Raw genomic sequence first — 17327 nt, forward strand, 5'->3', positions numbered from 1 at the left:
AGCCACTGGAAATACAAGAAAAGCATAGAAGCTGATTAAGCATAAACCGTATCCATTCGACTTGTCGAAGCGGTAGCCCTGACTTGAGTAGGTCAGGCTACCGTCACTTGGGAATCACTCTTTTCGACAATCGATTCTTGTAACAAACCGGCATAAATACCATGGTGTGCGACCAATTGTTGATGGTTACCTTGTTCGACAATTTCACCCTTTTCCAACACCAAAATCGTGTCTGAGTGGCGAACAGTACTCAGACGGTGCGCAATCGCAATCACGGTTTTATCCTTGAAAAGGCGTTGCATCGCTTTTTGAATGAGATCTTCTGTGATTGAATCTACCGAGCTAGTTGCTTCATCAAGCATCATCAGTTGCCCGCCTTGTGCGACCGCTCTAGCAAACGAAATGAGCTGCGTTTGCCCCACAGACAGGTTGGAGCCGTTCTTTTCTAAATGGAAGTCATAGCTTTGTGGCAGTTGTTCAATGAACTTATCGGCGTAAACATAGCGTGCTGCTTGTTCAACCTCTGCTCTTGTAAGATGTTCCTTACCCAAAGCAATATTGAACTGAATCGTCTCTTCAAATAAGTGCACATCTTGCATCATCATTGAGAACAAATGAGCAGAGTCTTCGCTTGAGATCTGAGACAGCTCTACTCCATTCAACAAAATGCTGCCTTCGTAATCTTGATAGGTTTTAGAGATCAGACGAAGAATCGTCGACTTACCTGACCCCGTTGAACCGACAAGTGCGATTTGATGCCCTTTTCCCAGCATAAAAGAGACATTCTTTAGAACATATGGAGAATCGTCTTTGTAGCGGAAACTCACATTTTTGAACTCAAGACTGACAAACTTTTCGAGCTGGTTTTTGACTTGATGAGATAGCAATAAGTTGCGCCCTTCTTCTTCCGTAGGCTCAACAAACAACTCTTCAATATGATCAAAGGCTGCAAATGAACTTTGAATAGAGGCAATCTGAGAAGTAAAGTCACGAATTGGCACAAACACCTTTTCGAGCGTGTTGATGAATGCGATCAGCACACCCAATGTCAACGCGCCTTCGATGACTTGCTCCGAACCGTACCAAATCATAATCGCGATGGTGATTGAAGTGATACCCGAGATAAACGAGAACAAAATCGCATCGTATTTATTAATCTTCTTTTGCGCTCGCAAAAACTCATCTGTGTAGCCTTGGTATCGTTGCTCGACTTGTTCCTCGGCGCGATACATCTGAACGGTTTTCATGCCAAATAAGACTTCTTGTAGGAAGCCAATACCACGAGCCAGTGTTGAGCGAGTAATCTTGTACATCACACGTAGACGATTACGCACATAGACCGTCAAGTACATCACGGGAGGCATGATAATCAGCACAATTAAAGTCAACTGCCAGTCAATAAAGAGCATCATGATAAGCAGAGCAATGGTGTTGATGCTGTCTTTAACCAATCCAACGACAGATTGAATAAACGTCTCGCCGATGGTTTCTAGATCGCTGGTCAGGCGTGAAAGAATCACACCAATCGGTGTATTATCGAAATAGCTACGAGGCAGTTTAAGCACACGCTCAAACAACACCGATCGCATGTCTGTGATGGTGTATTGGCCTGTTTTTCGCAGATTATACGAATAAGTGGTGTCGACCACATAACTGACAATCAAGACCAGAACTAAGTAGAATACATACTCAAGTAACCCGTCCATATCCCCTTGGCTCAAATGCACGTCGATCACTTGAATGATCAGCCAAGGAAACAGCAAGCTTGTAACAACCGATAGCGGAAGCATGGCAATGCCCAAAATTGCCGAGCGTTTGTATTTCTTAGCAAACTTAAAAAAGTGCTTTAGATACTTAACATCAACACCTTTTAACATGCTGCTGCCTCCGTTTCATTCTGTTGTAGTTGCCAAGTATCGTAGTAGTAAGCACAGGTTTTTAATAAGGTGTCATGGTCACCTTTCGCGATCACTTTCCCTTCATTTAGAACAATGATTTCGTCCATGTATTCAAGGGCATTAACACGATGCGATACCACCAGTACTGATTGATTTTTCAAACGATTAAATAGACCTTCTAAGATCTTTCTTTCCGTTTCATAGTCGACCGCTGACAGAACGTTATCCATGATGATTAAATCTGTAGGCTCCAATAAAGCACGCGCAATACTTAGGCGTTGCTTCTGGCCACCCGATAACATGATCCCTTTTTCACCGACTAAGGTTTGATCACCGTTTTCAAAATGAGTAACGTCATTAGCAAGTTGGCTCAACTCAAGAACTTCATCAACCTGACTCTTTGCGAGATCGGTATCTAAGCTACCAAAACGAATGTTGTCTTCAACCGTTGCTGAAAACAGATAAGGGTCTTGAGTGACCGTTTTAACATAACGACGTAGATCACTGCGGGAGAAACTTGTTACGTCTGTTTCACCGAGAAAAACTGTTCCTTCTGGTACGTCCAAGTGATGGTTTAAGCAGTTCACTAATGTCGTTTTACCTGAGCCAATTCCTCCTAATACACCAATTTTCTTACCTGCTGGAATATCAAAACTGATGTTATCGAGAATGAGTCGCTCCTCGCCTTCGTATTGGAAACTCAGGTTACGCACGGAAAACGCCTTTCCCTTGAGGGGTTCAACGTCTAATTCAGACAACTTCGCTTCATCCAGTTCTGGAACTTGCGCATTGAGAATTGTTTGTGCACTTTGAATGCCTACCATGCCGCGCTGATAAATAGTCGCGATTCTGCCTAGCTGCATTAATGGCATTGCGAGCAAAACGGAGTACGTCAGGAAAGCGGTTATTTCGCCTAAAGTAAGCTCTTGCCTCATTAGCATAAAGCCACCAAGTCCCAGAATGATGATTTTCATTAAGTCGTTGGCATAATCGAGAACAGGCATGAAGAACACCTGAATGCGTGTGATTTTAAGGCGACATTCAAGCAGTAGCTGATTGAGCTTTTCGGTTTCGGCCTTCACCCAAGGTGACATCTGCTGACTCTTAATCAAATCAATCCCTGATAGGTAACTCATCAACTGAGCAGACAGGTTCTGTAAACGCTTCATATGTTCTAAATGCAGCGTCTTCATCCGTTTAAAACCAACACGGAAAATCACAAATGCGATTGAGATAGGAATAATCGAATACATCGTAAGCTCTGGCGATATCCGCCACATATAGAGCGGTGTTAATGACAGTGCTAACAATGAATTAAAGAACTGCAGAAAGCCCACACCAAACAGCAAACGAATGCCACTGAGGTCATTATTGATGATGGAGATCAGTCTGCCTGACGCAAACCTTTGGTGAAAGCTGTTAGGTAAACGGTTTAACTTTTGGAGAAGTGTCGTCTTAAGAGCCGCCTCTGTAATCCGTCCAGGATTAAGCGCATAGATACGAGACAATATACGCACCACAACCATGGCGACCGACATACCAACCACAATCCAAACATAGGTTTGAAGCTGCTGATGGCCACTTGAGGAGGCATCATCAATCAGATCTATCGCCAATTGGATATAGCGTGGTATTTCAACTTGAAGCCAATTTACGAGAAAAATGAAAACTATCGCCAACAAATAAGAAGTGCGATTCATACGTAAATAGTGGGCAATAAACTGTCTTTTATTCATGGAATTCTTTCTTTGAGGACGGGTTCGCGGCTGTACCATGGATTCATCAGGAAGTTTGGTACATTCTCAGGTTTAAAGGTACACCAAAAAGATATAGTTGACAATATCAACCACATTCAATTTTTCGTCAATACTATTCATATTTTGCATTGCAGAAACAACTTTGCCGCCATATTGGCGGCAAAGATATTATCGGTTCGAGTATAAAGCGTTAGCTAACACCCATACTACGGTTACAGAATGACGTCCAATCGATCGTTTACTATGCTATATGAGCTTCTCACCTCATTACCTAATGCTGATGGGTACCATACTTCGATCCAGACTTTATCAACATGGTTTGGCAACAATAGCGTTGTTGAAAAGTCAGTATCTTCATTGATAGGCATTCTTAACACTTGCGATGTGTAATCGACAACGTCGCCATCAAACTCAGTGTACAAACTCATAAAGCCCCTCGAACTTTGTGAACTCGCGATATCGACCGTCACAGCCACTTCCCTCTCTGTCGAGAAATCAAAGCCTTCCGGTATGGTCAGCTCGACCGAACTCAACACTTGTGCCGCAGGTGCGACGCTAGACGTCACTGTATTATTGCCACCACCGCCGCCGCCACAAGCAGCAAGGAAGACAAGAGTGACACTACTTAGCGTTAGTTTAGTTAATTTCATAAATCCTCCTTAATTAATCTTCAGTAGACCAAGTTTTGTCTGAGTTAGGGTTTAAGTACCATGTCGATTTAGAAGAACCGCCAGTGGTAGCCCACTCTGCAAAATCTGGGAACGCTTCACTGATGTCTATATACTCTGATGGGTGATTCCAAGGAGATGAAATTAAGATACCCCAAGGCATATTCTGCGTAGTTCGGTAGTATTTTCCACTATCAGGATCTGAATCATCTTGTGCCACACCGTAAAAGTCACTGACTAAAGTACCACGTGAAGTTGGTGGCAGATCCGCAGTGTGAATTTCAAGATCTTTACCTGGTGAGCCTGTAAAGCTAGAGCCATGGTAATACCCTTCACCCGGACCAAAGATGAATGGGTCGAAACCATTCAACGGAAGAAGCGAACTGACTGTTGGCTGATCGTCATCATTAAACGGTAGCGAAATACTGAACGTCATTTGATCAGACTCAAGCGATGGGTTGCAAGATGGATTGGTACGGTGGAACATACACTCATCGTTAATTGGGATGTCATTTTTCAAGTTCAATGAAGCGACAACAACAAGATCACCACCTGGAGATGCAACGTCTTTATCTTGACCCGTAAACGGTGAGATATTTACGCGAGTTGTGCCGTTTTTCTGCACTCGCGCGGTCTGCAAGTCAACATCCGCCTCGTCGAATCCACTCAGTTTCCAGCCTAAGCCATTACCATAAGAGGCACCGTAAGCCATTATGCTACCGCTGATATCCATACGCAGCACAGCGTCGTCTTTACTTAGAATTGTGGTTCGGTAATAAACAACGACATCGTTTAAATCGAAGTCACCAGCTTCAGGCCAGTTATCTTCGAATGCCGCTGTATAGTAGTTAGAGTATTGAATGGTAGTACCAGGATCAGTTACGTTAAACAAGTAATCCTCGACTTCCCCGTCACCAACGTAACCATCACTTGGAATGTTAGGGCTGCTTGCTAAACGGAATCGTGTTTGCACGTTACCAACACTGGCATCATCAGCTACTCGAATTGGAACGACTTGTCCCCCTTCAACGACAGAATGGTTCTTCAAGATTTGTTCATCATCATCGAAAGTACCACTCAAGTCCCAGTCAGCCCAAGCTTGTAGGTAACCATTACCCACTACATTTACGTTGATTAAACTATCCAACCCAATTTCTAGGTTAGTAAGTAGCGTAATACCGTCATCATCATTTCCGTCAACATCCAAGTCATCGCCATTTGATAAGGCTCCTGGTTGTCCATCAGAGTCAGCATCGATACTAGCCCCTAAATAGAGTGTTGAAGAAACAGCATGCTCAGCACCATTACTGGCTTGTAATGTGCCATAACTATCTGGCGCATCACCGAAATCAGAATCATCAGAGCTCTCGATCGGATTGTCAAAACCACTTAAATCCCAGTTGCCATCAAACGCAGAAAAGATTGGGTTAGGGAAACTACCCCCAGTAGTCACTGTTTCAAACTGGAGCGTGACAATAGAAGTATTTTTATAGGTGAATTTAACCGCACCTGAAGTATCGGTTTCAGAGTAGTTAGTACCTGGGCCTGTAAATAGAACAGAATCGCCATCGGCACTCTCTTCAGCAGTCAAACTCGCGCTCGCACTACCTAACTGATAACTATAAAAACCCTCACTTTTAAATACACGAACTTGCTCTGACTGAACGGGCTCACCATCGATGTCATAGCCAATCATTTCAAATTCAGGGATAGTATAAGGCACCGAGAACGTACCTGAGAGGCCGTCCGTACCATCAAAAAATTCGAAAGTATATATTAGCCCAGCAGAACCTGCTGAATTGGTTTGATAAAGAAAACCGATATCACCGGAAGGTTGTGTTGCGCCAACTTTATAGTTCGGGGCATGAAACATAAACGTCGCATCACCAAACACACTGCTCGATACCTTGGCATCGATTATTTTCCCATTCTGTGTGCCAACATTGAGAAAGTGCATGGTGGAGCCGTTATAGGTTGGTCCCGCCCAGCTGCTACTGCCGTTCGTTGATTCTATATGGTTTGAAAAATCCAAATCCACTATGGTTGCGTGGACTGGGAGACTGACTATTGCGCCAATGAGATAAATAATTTGCTTGTATTTCATAGTTAACCTCGACTTCTTCTTCGCTTAGGCGATTTCCTTGAAAAGTACGTAAACCCTGAACGGCAAAGCTAAATAAACGTCTACCTAAAATCTGATGCGACGAGACAAAAGATGTCTACTTCTATTATTTTGGTGCCGATAAAGCGAGCTGCGTAATCAATGTAGCAAGAGGGAGGCCAAGTTTCCGTTGAAGCAAAAAATGAACTAAGGTAATGAGACTAAAGGTAAATTTAGCAATTTTGATTTTAAAGCTAGAGTTCGCGATCGACATATTCAAAACAAGAATCAAATTGCACAAATATTCCGTCAATTTAAAAACCACCGACTTTTAACCAAGATTTATACCGATATAGGGGAATCAAAAGGCGAGCGCTACACTCACTTTCAAACAAAGCGATTGGTGCCAGATACAAAAATCGCCTAAAAGCACAGGACTCTTAGACGGTTAATAATTAGCAAGTTTAAATAATAGAAGCTTGATAAGGAGAACGTTATTGCTGCTTACAGCATCTCTTTGACAATCAAGTGTAGAAGGTGGGTTTCACGTTCAATGCTCATGCCCTTTTTAGCACTCTCAGCCAAGGTTTTTTCGTTATGAGCGATCGCTTCATGGATATTCACCCAAACCGGTTTCATCCCATTTTTCACTTCATAATCTTCGTAATCCGTTTCACCAAGCTCACGGTCGATTTTGCAGGAGTAGCAGTAAGAGATCATGTGCATCATATCCGCATCATCCTTATACCAAGGACGGAACTCTTCAAAAATTCCGAATGGCTTGATGCTGTGAATGTTCTTTGCGCCAGTCTCTTCTTCCAGCTCACGAACCATACCGGCAATAACATCTTCACCTTCGTCCAAGCCACCACCAGGAATGGTGTAGTCGTGATAACGCTCTGTATAAAGCATCAAAATGTCTTCGCCATCTAACACAATCGCACGTGCAGCATTGCGCTTATATACCGTCTTATTGTCTAGGTGATCGATATCAGGGTGAATAGTGGTTTTTAAGTGTCTCATGATTCTGACTGCTCAACTGAAATTTGGCGGCATCATATCATAATCATCAATAGATTCGATGTGCACAATCGCTGACAAGAAAGGTTACCCGCTCATTTTCATTGTTGCTCACTCATCATTATCGAATGGTGATCGAACCACAATAACCATCAAACCAACACGCCTCAGACAAGAATACACCTGTCATAGCAACAAGTAGCGTAGCTTGATCCAACACTCAAAAAGCAGCTAAACATAGAGAAATATCAACCTATTTCAATATCTTGACCAAATTAACACACCCTTTTCAGAAATCTAAAATATACTCATTTCATAGAGCTTCTAATTGGGTTCTTTAGAACTTAACGCATTTATTTGTAGAGTTATAACCTAGGAGATACACATGAAGAAAATTGGTTTGATGGCTGTATTTGCCGTTGTATTAGGCGGTTGTGCGAACGACTATGCAGAATATAGTGAAGGCCAACGAGTTTCAGTTGCTAACCCAGCCGCGGTTTACTGTGTTCAACAAGAAGGCGAATTAGACACTGTGACTGAAAACAATCAACGCACAACTTACTGTGTATTCGATGACGGTGAGCGCATTGAACAGTGGGAGTACTACCGCAATAACCACGAGCAAGAAACTGAAAAGTAATCACTTCAACTGCGAGTTTCCAACCTCGCCGCGGTAAAACCTCACCCCAAAAATTCTATTAAATTACGTAAACTGTCTGCCTTAAGGCAGCGGTTTACCGTATACACACCAATTGAACACCGTTTTATTTATGACATTACTCTGACATTAGTGAGCTTCTGCCCGATAGAATGCCAGCCTGTTACAAAATATTACAAGCTGAATTGAAATGAAAAGCCAATCTAAAACGAAAGAACAAACTCACATGTCACTTGAACTCCCAGAGTTCACACTCTCACAATCAACCTCTGAAGTTATCTTTAAGCGCTGCCAGACTGCATTGGTCGTTTTAGCGATCAGCATTGTCGCAAACCTTGCACTTCGAATTGATTTTGTATTGTTGAATGGCAATGTTGGTGAGATCTCAGTGACCGAGATGCTGCAACAACTATTGCTTATCGTGACATCTGCATCTTTCGCTTATTTAGCAAAAGAGAAAAGTGAAGTTAAGCATGCAGCTCTTCTCATCAGTGCATTTTTCGCAGTTTTGTTCATTCGTGAAATGGATTTTTGGTTCGACAAAATCGTACATGGAGCATGGGTTGTCCCTGCTCTATTGGTTGCAGGTAGTGCCATTTTCTACGCAATAAAGAATGGTAAGCGCACCATTGACCAGCTTGCGCTGATCCTTGCGTCTCCGCACATGAACCTTCTGGTTACTGGCGTAGTGTTGCTATTGGTGTTCTCTCGCCTGTTTGGCATGGGAAGTTTTTGGCACAATGTTATGGGTGATGATTACGTTCGCGTGGTTAAAAATATCGCCGAAGAAGGCATCGAGCTACTCGCTTATTGTTTGATTGCTTTTGCCAGTTTAAAGACGGTTCATGGCATCACGAAAAAGAAATAACCGTTTATCGCCACCAGCGCTGAGTCTTATCCTGCTCTGGGTCTAAATATCGGTTCAATAAAGTTAGGTTTGTGTCTAGCAGTGCTAGATACTCCCTGACTTTTTTAATATCTGTACCTGCAGGAGTTTGTTGAATACAGCTTGCTAAAACAGGTTGCAAGGTAGCTATGATGCCAAACTGAGATGACTTTTTTAGAAGGCACTCCACTTTTGCCAAAACATCCAATGCTAGCCTTTCGGGTTCTCGCCTTACGGACTCTAAATCACATTTAAACGAACCAGCTACAACTCCTTCAAGATAGATGCGATAGGTCGTCAGTACATCCATCAACAGAAACAATTGCCCTTGCGTACTTTGATGAGGGTATGGCACCGAAACATGAGCCTCTAGCTGACGATCTATTTGCAACTCCACCCCAAGAGCAGAACACTTCTCGATTAGAACCTTAAGCAAACCTTGCTCGTCCATCAACATCTGAATCTCAAAAATACGTTGCAAGTGATAGTCATTCGAAACGAAAGTCACTTTGACACTCTGCCCGCGAGCAAACAGCCCGCTTTTTATCATTTCTGAAGCCAAATTCTGAATATTCTCGATCGTATTTGTCGAATGCTGCTCTAGTAAGATCGCGCCTAACACAAACGGTGCTTCACGTTGGCTTTCCAGCTTTCGAAAATACTGGTGCATTGCATCTGCTTCAGAGAGAGCTTGGCCTTTTGTCACCCCACCACAAAATGCAACCGCAGTTTGCTGATTCGACTCATCTACCAAAAGCTTCGCCAGATACTCAACTAAAGCATCAACTCGACTGCTCCCTTCATCAGTCAATTTATTCCCATTAAGTCGCTTACCCAGCACAATAAAGAGGTGATTAATGCTCATTTTATGTTCAAGTCTCGTTTTAGTGATGAGATAGAGTGAATTATGTATACAATATCCAGTAACAAAAGTATTTTTAAATTCTCATAGGTTGCTCGCAATAATGCTCACTATTGATAGCAACACCGTATGTCATGCAGGAATAGACGTGACGCTTAAAAGCGAACATAACACGCTCTTGTATTTCATTGCTCTACGCTTGTTAACACAAGTTTCAATAAAAGAGACGTTTCAAGCAAAGAACAAGCTCGACTAAAAATGTTTCATGAAAATTGAAACGAACAAAATACAAATTTTACACAGAGTTCGTACATCGAACCGCCTTCACAGGAAGTTACTATGCTGTCTATTTTTGACATTTACAAAATCGGGGTCGGGCCTTCCAGCTCCCACACCAATGGACCAATGATCGCTGGGTTTAATTTTACCCAAAAGATTGAATCGGTACTTAATCAAGTTACCCGTATTCAAATCGATTTATACGGTTCACTGTCACTAACAGGTATCGGTCACCACACCGACCGTGCAACCCTATTAGGCCTGCTTGGCAATCGCCCTGATACGATAAAAATAGCCAGCGCTAATTTGGCAATGCGTAAAGCAATTGAAGATAAATCTTTAATGGTTAGTGGCAAACACGACATTCATTTCGATGTAGAAAGCGACCTACTCTTCCACAAAACCAATCTTCCACTTCATGAAAACGGCATGACTATTTCTGCGTTTGACGCAAGCGGTAGCCTTTTGGATATGGAAACTTACTACTCCATTGGTGGTGGCTTTATCGCGACAGCTGATGAAATGCAAAACGGCAAGTCAGAGTCAGAAACACAAGTTGAATTCCCTTTTACTTCTGCTGATCAATTGCTTGAGTTGTCTGAACAACAAGGACTTAGCCTTGGAGGCTTAATTCTGCGCAACGAAGTCTCATTCCAAGGTATGGATGTGATTGACCAGAAAGCCGACCAAATCTGGAAGGTGATGTCTCTTTGTATGCAACGTGGCTTCGATACCGAAGGTATCCTTGATGGCGGATTAGAAGTGACACGTCGAGCGCCTGCTCTGCTGAAAAAGCTTGAGGCGAATGCCTCGATTGAAAACGATCCAATGGAGATCATGGATTGGATTAACCTGTTTGCCTTTGCTGTAAGTGAAGAGAATGCAGCAGGTGGCCAGGTTGTAACATCTCCAACTAACGGTGCTGCTGGCGTTATTCCTGCGGTATTAATGTACTACCATCGTTTCATCAAAGAGTTAGACACTAAGCAGTTGAAAGACTTCTTGGCAGTTTCTGGCGCAATCGGCATCCTTTACAAAACCAATGCTTCGATTTCGGGTGCTGAAGTAGGTTGTCAGGGTGAAGTTGGCGTATCTTCTTCAATGGCAGCGGCAGGCTTAACAGCCCTTCGAGGCGGTAGTAATGAGCAAATCTGTATTGCTGCTGAAATCGCAATGGAACACTCACTAGGCATGACATGCGATCCAATCGGCGGACTTGTTCAGGTACCGTGTATTGAACGTAACGCTATGGGTGCAATGAAAGCCATCAACGCATCACGTATGGCGCTGAAACGCACCAGTAAGTGTCTTATCTCGTTAGACAAGGTTATCGCAACCATGTACCAAACAGGTAAAGACATGAACAAGAAATACCGCGAAACGTCTTTAGGTGGTCTAGCGGTGATTCACATGGCACCACCTTGTGAGTAGTTGAGATGCGATGAAGTGAGTAGTGAAATGCTACAAATAGTTGAAGTGCAATAAAGCGAAGCTATTCGACTAAAAGAAGCCCTCACTCAGACCGCATTATTGTAAACTTAGTTTTCAATATCAAAACAAAGCCAGCTGCCAAGCTGGCTTTTTTAATGGCCAAAACCCAACGGCCAATTGAAAGTGATACTCACTTGAAAAAATTTACAAGATGACCCTCGCTAACTTTCCCTTTATTTGTTCATTACTTAGCCAAAAATGAAAATGGTTGAATTTCACACAGACATGCATCCACTAGCAAAATCTAACATTGCAAAATTCATTCATGAGAGATATCAATGGACTCATAAGAAAAGGTATATCGAGCAAAGTCAGGTTTGGGATACATGTTTCATTTTATGTATTGCTATTAATGATATTATAATTGGGTAATTACACTACATATCAATACAAATGTGAGAATAAAATAATGTGGAATAGATTAAACAAATCAATGATGTTCTGCCAAATGATGTTCGGACTTTCGTTCTATGGCGTCATGGTGATCTTGACTCGTTTCTTCCTTGAAGATCTGAACTACAATGAAGCCGACACCATGATGGTTGTTGGTGCTTTCTCTGCAATCGGACCGCTATTTGCTATCGCAGGTGGCTTTATCGCCGACAAATTTTTAGGCGCATACCGATCTTTGACCATTGCCTTTTTAGGCTTCGCAAGTGGTTATGTTTTACTGGTACTCGGTGCAGCAGCAACCAATGTACCGATGGCATTATGTGGTATCGCTTTAGCAAGTTATGCACGTGGTTTGATGTCCCCTTCTTACCCAAGTCTTTACAAACGCACGTTTAAAACTCAAGAAGATTTTGAAAACTGCTACCCTATCAACTACTCAGTAAACAACATTGGTGCGTTACTAGGCCAATATTTGTTCCCAATGCTAGTGCTTGTTGTTGGTTTCCACGGTGGTTTCCTTCTTTCAGCGGTTCTAGCAGGTGCTGCACTTCTAATGATGATCTTTGTTCGCAAAGGCCTTGTCGAAGCAAGTGCTGAAATCGACCAACAACCAGTGAGCACGAAAAACTGGGCGGCGTTCCTTGGTCTTTCTGCAGCAATGATTGGTTTGGTATTCTTCATGTTCTCTAACATGGATATTGGCCAAAACATCGTTTACGCAATTGGTGGTGCAGCGATCGTCTACTTTGTCTCTTTGATGCTGAAATCGAAGAAGCCAGACATGCTGAAAATGGGCACTATCTTAATCATCACATTCTTAACCACATGTTTCTTCGTGTACTACGGTCAGATGATGACATCGATGACAATGGTAGCGATCAACACAATGCGTGGTGACCTATTTGGCTTCATCCCTGTTGCTCCAGAAGCTTCAATGGCAATGAACCCACTATGGTGCATGGTCGCTGGCCCAATCATCGCGGCTATCTTCTCTAATCTAGAAAAGAAAAACATCAACTTCTCTACTGCTACCAAAGTGGGTTTCTCGTTCATTCTAACGGCTATCGCTTTCGGTATCCTTACGATGGCAGTAACCACAGTTGGTGATGACGTTCTGATTCGTCCAGAAGTGTTCCTAGCTATCCACTTCTTCCTAGCGTTTGGTGAGGTGATTGTTGGTTCTATGGTTGTGGCGTTCATTCTGTCTGTGGCACCTAAGCACATCGAGAACTTCTCAGTAAGCTTATTCTATATTGCAATCGCACTATCAGGTATTGTTGGCGCGGTATTCTCAACGTCTATTGCACTAGAGAAAGGTCAACAAATCACGCAAGAGATCGTACAAACGGTTTACGGCGATTACTTCCAAATGCTTACCGTTTTAGCAGTAGTAATGGTGGGTATCGCAATGGCTGCATCGTTCATTATTCGTAAGATGCTAGAAGCAGCGAAAGCGGCTGAAGAAACGATTGAACTAGAGTAAGCAAACAGCTAATTCTGCTCACGTTAACCCGCTCTAATACATCAAGCTCTTTAGTTTTCTAAAGGGCTTTTTTATTGAGGTTGTTGCCAATATAGATCAGAGCATTCAAGTTACGTTGCGCCTGTGTAAATAAAAGTAAATGATAACTATTAGTATTGAGTGTTTTCTAGTTCAGGATTATGATGTGGAAATCAAAATCTAAGAGAGCCCTATATGAGCAAGCCTAGCCCTATCACATTAACCGTTACTCAAACCTCAACCATTACTCCAAACATGCAACGTCTAAGGCTTAGCGGTGAGGGATTAAGTAAGTACCCAACAGAATGTGCTGGCGGCTACATCAAGCTTTTATTTTCGCCACTAGGCACAACCGATTTAAGCCAACTGAACGAAGGTGAGCGTCCAACCATGCGCACCTACACCATTCGACAATACAACCCTGTAGAAAAGTGGATTGAGGTAGATTTCGTTCGTCACATCACCACAGACTTACAATGTGGCTTTACCGCACGCTGGGCAATGAACGCAGAAATAGGTGACACGATTTCCGTTGCTGGTCCAGGTTTGATTCAAGGGCTAAATCTTGAGTCTGACTGGTTCTTCTTAGTTGCAGACATGACGTCACTGCCTGCGCTTTCTGCAAAAGTGAAAACACTTCCAGAGCACGCGACAGGTCACGCTGTTATTCAGATTAATTCAGCAGCAGATAAGCAAATACTTGAAGTACCTCAAGGGATCAAGGTCAATTGGTTAATTGAAGATGAAACCTCAGAAATACTTTCACAAACGGTTCGCAATTTAGAATGGTTAGACGGTCAGGTTTCGATTTGGACAGCCTGTGAATTTGAAAGCATGCGCGAGCTAAGACAATACTTCCGCAACGAGAAAGAGGTCGCGAAAGAGAATATCTACATCAGCAGCTACTGGAAACGTGGCGTCACTGAAGATGGTCACAAAGTGTTGAAACAACAGGATGCTCAGGCCTTAGCTAGCTAAAGATCGTTGCTACAAAAGCCTCGATGCTAATTGTTAGACAAGCCTTGATGCTAAAAGTATAGAAAGACAAATTGAAAATGCCCTTAACGAAGTTCATCTCGTTAAGGGCGTTTTTATTGAATTCAATCAAAGAAGCGTCATACCGAGTTAAATACTCTCACCTACTTCAATCTCGTAGCCAAGATCGAGCTTCGCCACCCATTCTTTGTTGCCTTTTAAACGCGCCACAATTTGCTCTGCCGCGACTTTACCTATTTGCTCCCTAGGTGTTAGCACAGTTGCTAAACGAGGCGTCATCGCCACTGTAATGTCGTGTCCGTGGAAACCTGCTATCGCCATCTGTTCTGGAACTTGAATACCACGACGTACACATTCGTAGAAGGCACCAATCGCCAAGTCATCATTAGTGCAGAAAATGCCATTCACTTGTGGGTGTTTCTCAAGTAGCTCACCAATCAGTTTTGCACCGAGAGTAAACGAGGAAGCGTCTTCCGTTTGCAGTGTTACTGGCGTTTTGTTGGCTTCTTGCATCGCATGTTCATAGCCTGCCATTTTCAAGCGAGTACGCTCATCCATACGAGCCGCTAAGTAAGCAATATCGGTTCGTCCTCTGTCGAGCATGGTTTTGGTCATCGCTCTAGCCGCTTCGAAGTTATCAAAGCCGACGGCTTGTTCAATTCTTGGCGATACAGAGTCCATAATCTCAATCACGGGGATTGAAGCGGTCTGCAGCATTTTTCGAGATCTATCTGTATGGACATTCTCAGACAGAATAATCGCATCAACATTGTACGAGAGCAGCGAAGCAATGCTTTGTTCTTCCAGTTCAGCGCTATAACCATAGTGAGCAATCATGGTTTGATAACCCGCAGGTGCGGTGACTTGCTCGATACCACGGATAACCTCAGCAAAAACTTGGTTGGTTAACGACGGAACCAGTACGCCAATAGCATTACTCTTGGCATTGGAAAGGATGTCTGGTGCACGGTTAGGGATATACCCCAGTTCATCGACTGCAGCGTTGATCTTGTCTCGTACTGCTTCTGATACTTGAGAAGAATCTCTCAGACAGCGACTGACGGTCATTTTAGTGACACCAACTAGGTTGGCAACATCTTGTAATGTGGGACGTTTTTTCTTATTCGACATAATTAATAGTTATTATTTTTGGTTATGTTACTGGTAACAGTGTATCCAACTGACTTGGAATTTGAAGCCTTATCTAACAAAAGGTTGATACCGCGACAAGAACATAAAAACAGATATATTTAATGCTTCTTACTGTTCAAACAATAACGCCCTCATTGCGAGGGCGTTATACATCATTTAAGCGTTAACTTTTACTTCAGTTCTTGGAGACTGACTCCAAGTTACATGGAATTTTTCAGCCTCATCTCTATCGACTCGCGAATAAGTATGAGAGCCAAAATAGTCACGTTGCGCTTGCAATAGATTCGCTGGTAACACTTCACAACGCAGAGAATCAAAGTAGCTTAATGCTGAACTGATTCCCGGCATCGGCACACCATACAAAGCCGAGTTAGCAACTGCGATACGCCAAGCAAGCTCACGCTCTTCCACTTGTTTGATGAAAGCCTCATCAAACAACAGGTTCGCTAACTCACTATTTTGTTGGTAAGCCGACGTGATACTTTGCAAGAAAGCAGCACGGATAATACAACCCGCGCGCCAGATCTTAGCAATTTGTGTGAAATCGAGATTCCAGCCTTTTTTGTCGGACGCCGTTTTTAGTAAATCAAAACCTTGCGCGTAAACAGACAACTTGGCGCAATATAGAGCATCGTGAAGCTCAGAAATAACCTCTGTTTTATCCAACTGGCTGGCATCGGCAACATTGCCTTTAAGAAGCTTGCTGCCTTGAGCGCGTTGAGATTTTTGACCGCTCATCGCACGTGCATAAACCGCCTGTGCAATGGTTGGGGTTGGACACCCTTCTTGCAGGCTGTTAACTGCTGTCCACAATCCCGTGCCTTTTTGTCCCGCTTTATCAAGCACAACATCAACAAATGGCTTGCCCGTCACCACATCTTCTTGCTGAAGAATGTCGGCACTGATTTCCATCAAGTAGCTATTGAGAACACCGTTATTCCACTGTTCAAAGACTTGACCAATCTCTTGAGCTGGCATTTCCAGAACATCACGCATGAAATGATACACTTCGCAGATGAGCTGCATATCGGCATACTCAATACCATTGTGAACCATCTTAACGTAATGCCCTGTACCCGAAGGTCCAACATAAGCAGCACATGCTTCACCCGCTTCAAACTGGGCAACAGGTAAACCGTTCGCATCCACTTTTGCAGCAATCGCTTCCCACATCGGCTTCACATACTGCCAAGCTGATTGGTCGCCACTGGCCATGAGCGCAGGGCCAACACGGGCACCCTCTTCACCACCAGAAACCGCAGTACTGAAAAAACGAAGCTTACCTTTGTAGCTCACTTCACGCGCCTCGGTATCTGTCCATAAGCTGTTACCTGTATCGATAACAATGTCGTCGCTCTCCAAACCTGCATCAAGCAAACTATTCACGACGATATCGACAGGTTTTCCTGCAGGAACCGACAAAGCGATGACACGCGGTTTCGCTAATCCTTGCAACACATGTTCAAGGCTAGTGCCTTTAGTGAACTGACCTTTACCAGTAAACGATTCATTAAGCTGCTTCGCTTCTGAACTGGCGCGATCAATGTTGTCTGTATTCAAATCAAAGCCAGCAACGTTAAAGCCGTTATCAAGTAGGTTGAGCACTAAGCTTTTGCCCATCACTCCTAAACCAATCATCGCGATGTCATTTTTTATCTGAGTCAT

General features: G+C 43.2%; 13 protein-coding genes. 5 read left to right on the plus strand and 8 right to left on the minus strand.

The window, feature by feature from the left end; genetic code table 11:
* Nucleotides 1-92: 92 nt before the first annotated feature.
* The 5 genes from ACMAZD_RS23420 to ACMAZD_RS23440 form a co-directional block, all read right to left on the minus strand.
* Entirely contained in the window at nt 93-1877 is a 1785-nt protein-coding gene (locus ACMAZD_RS23420) for an ABC transporter ATP-binding protein (RefSeq protein ID WP_435249687.1), read from the minus strand.
* On the minus strand, nt 1871-3634 hold the full coding sequence (locus ACMAZD_RS23425) for an ABC transporter ATP-binding protein (RefSeq protein WP_435249688.1): 1764 nt from the start codon (nt 3632-3634) through the stop codon (nt 1871-1873). The genes ACMAZD_RS23420 and ACMAZD_RS23425 overlap by 7 nt, the downstream gene beginning before the upstream one ends.
* A 233-nt stretch (nt 3635-3867) precedes the next feature.
* A complete protein-coding gene (locus ACMAZD_RS23430) occupies nt 3868-4305 on the minus strand; it encodes a hypothetical protein (protein WP_435249689.1) in 438 nt (145 codons plus the stop codon).
* Between the two features lie 13 nt (nt 4306-4318).
* Nucleotides 4319-6427 carry an LruC domain-containing protein gene (locus tag ACMAZD_RS23435; RefSeq protein ID WP_435249690.1) on the minus strand — a complete coding sequence of 703 codons (2109 nt, stop codon included), beginning with the start codon at nt 6425-6427 and terminating at the stop codon, nt 4319-4321.
* A 501-nt stretch (nt 6428-6928) separates the two neighbouring features.
* Nucleotides 6929-7447: an NUDIX hydrolase gene (locus ACMAZD_RS23440; protein ID WP_435249691.1), complete on the minus strand. Its 519-nt coding sequence runs from the start codon at nt 7445-7447 to the stop codon at nt 6929-6931.
* 382 nt (nt 7448-7829) lie between these two features.
* Here ACMAZD_RS23440 and ACMAZD_RS23445 point away from each other — a divergent pair, with 382 nt between their 5' ends.
* Together ACMAZD_RS23445 and ACMAZD_RS23450 are read left to right on the plus strand one after the other, a co-directional pair.
* Complete coding sequence (locus ACMAZD_RS23445; RefSeq protein WP_435249692.1) at nt 7830-8084, plus strand: putative hemolysin; 255 nt, start codon at nt 7830-7832, stop codon at nt 8082-8084.
* Between the two features lie 208 nt (nt 8085-8292).
* Nucleotides 8293-8970: a hypothetical protein gene (locus ACMAZD_RS23450; protein ID WP_435249693.1), complete on the plus strand. Its 678-nt coding sequence runs from the start codon at nt 8293-8295 to the stop codon at nt 8968-8970.
* A gap of 4 nt (nt 8971-8974) precedes the next feature.
* Here the strand turns inward: ACMAZD_RS23450 and ACMAZD_RS23455 are convergent, their stop codons facing one another.
* Entirely contained in the window at nt 8975-9853 is an 879-nt protein-coding gene (locus ACMAZD_RS23455; protein ID WP_435249694.1) for a YdcF family protein, read from the minus strand.
* A gap of 336 nt (nt 9854-10189) precedes the next feature.
* Here ACMAZD_RS23455 and ACMAZD_RS23460 point away from each other — a divergent pair, with 336 nt between their 5' ends.
* The 3 genes from ACMAZD_RS23460 to ACMAZD_RS23470 all read left to right on the plus strand — a co-directional run bounded on the left by ACMAZD_RS23460 (nt 10190) and on the right by ACMAZD_RS23470 (nt 14492).
* Nucleotides 10190-11560, plus strand: a complete 1371-nt coding sequence (locus ACMAZD_RS23460; RefSeq protein ID WP_435249695.1) for an L-serine ammonia-lyase — start codon at nt 10190-10192, stop codon at nt 11558-11560.
* Between the two features lie 469 nt (nt 11561-12029).
* On the plus strand, nt 12030-13496 hold the full coding sequence (locus ACMAZD_RS23465) for a peptide MFS transporter (RefSeq protein ID WP_435249696.1): 1467 nt from the start codon (nt 12030-12032) through the stop codon (nt 13494-13496).
* 213 nt (nt 13497-13709) lie between these two features.
* The gene (locus ACMAZD_RS23470) at nt 13710-14492 is read left to right on the plus strand and encodes a siderophore-interacting protein (RefSeq protein WP_435249697.1); all 783 of its coding nucleotides are present in this window, start codon (nt 13710-13712) and stop codon (nt 14490-14492) included.
* Between the two features lie 147 nt (nt 14493-14639).
* Here ACMAZD_RS23470 and gntR read toward each other — a convergent pair whose 3' ends face one another.
* A complete protein-coding gene (gene gntR, locus ACMAZD_RS23475; protein ID WP_435249698.1) occupies nt 14640-15641 on the minus strand; it encodes a gluconate operon transcriptional repressor GntR in 1002 nt (333 codons plus the stop codon).
* A 177-nt stretch (nt 15642-15818) separates the two neighbouring features.
* Entirely contained in the window at nt 15819-17327 is a 1509-nt protein-coding gene (gene gndA, locus ACMAZD_RS23480; RefSeq protein ID WP_435249699.1) for an NADP-dependent phosphogluconate dehydrogenase, read from the minus strand.

Source organism: Vibrio sp. nBUS_14 (genome assembly GCF_051201655.1).
Taxonomy (GTDB): Bacteria; Pseudomonadota; Gammaproteobacteria; order Enterobacterales; family Vibrionaceae; genus Vibrio.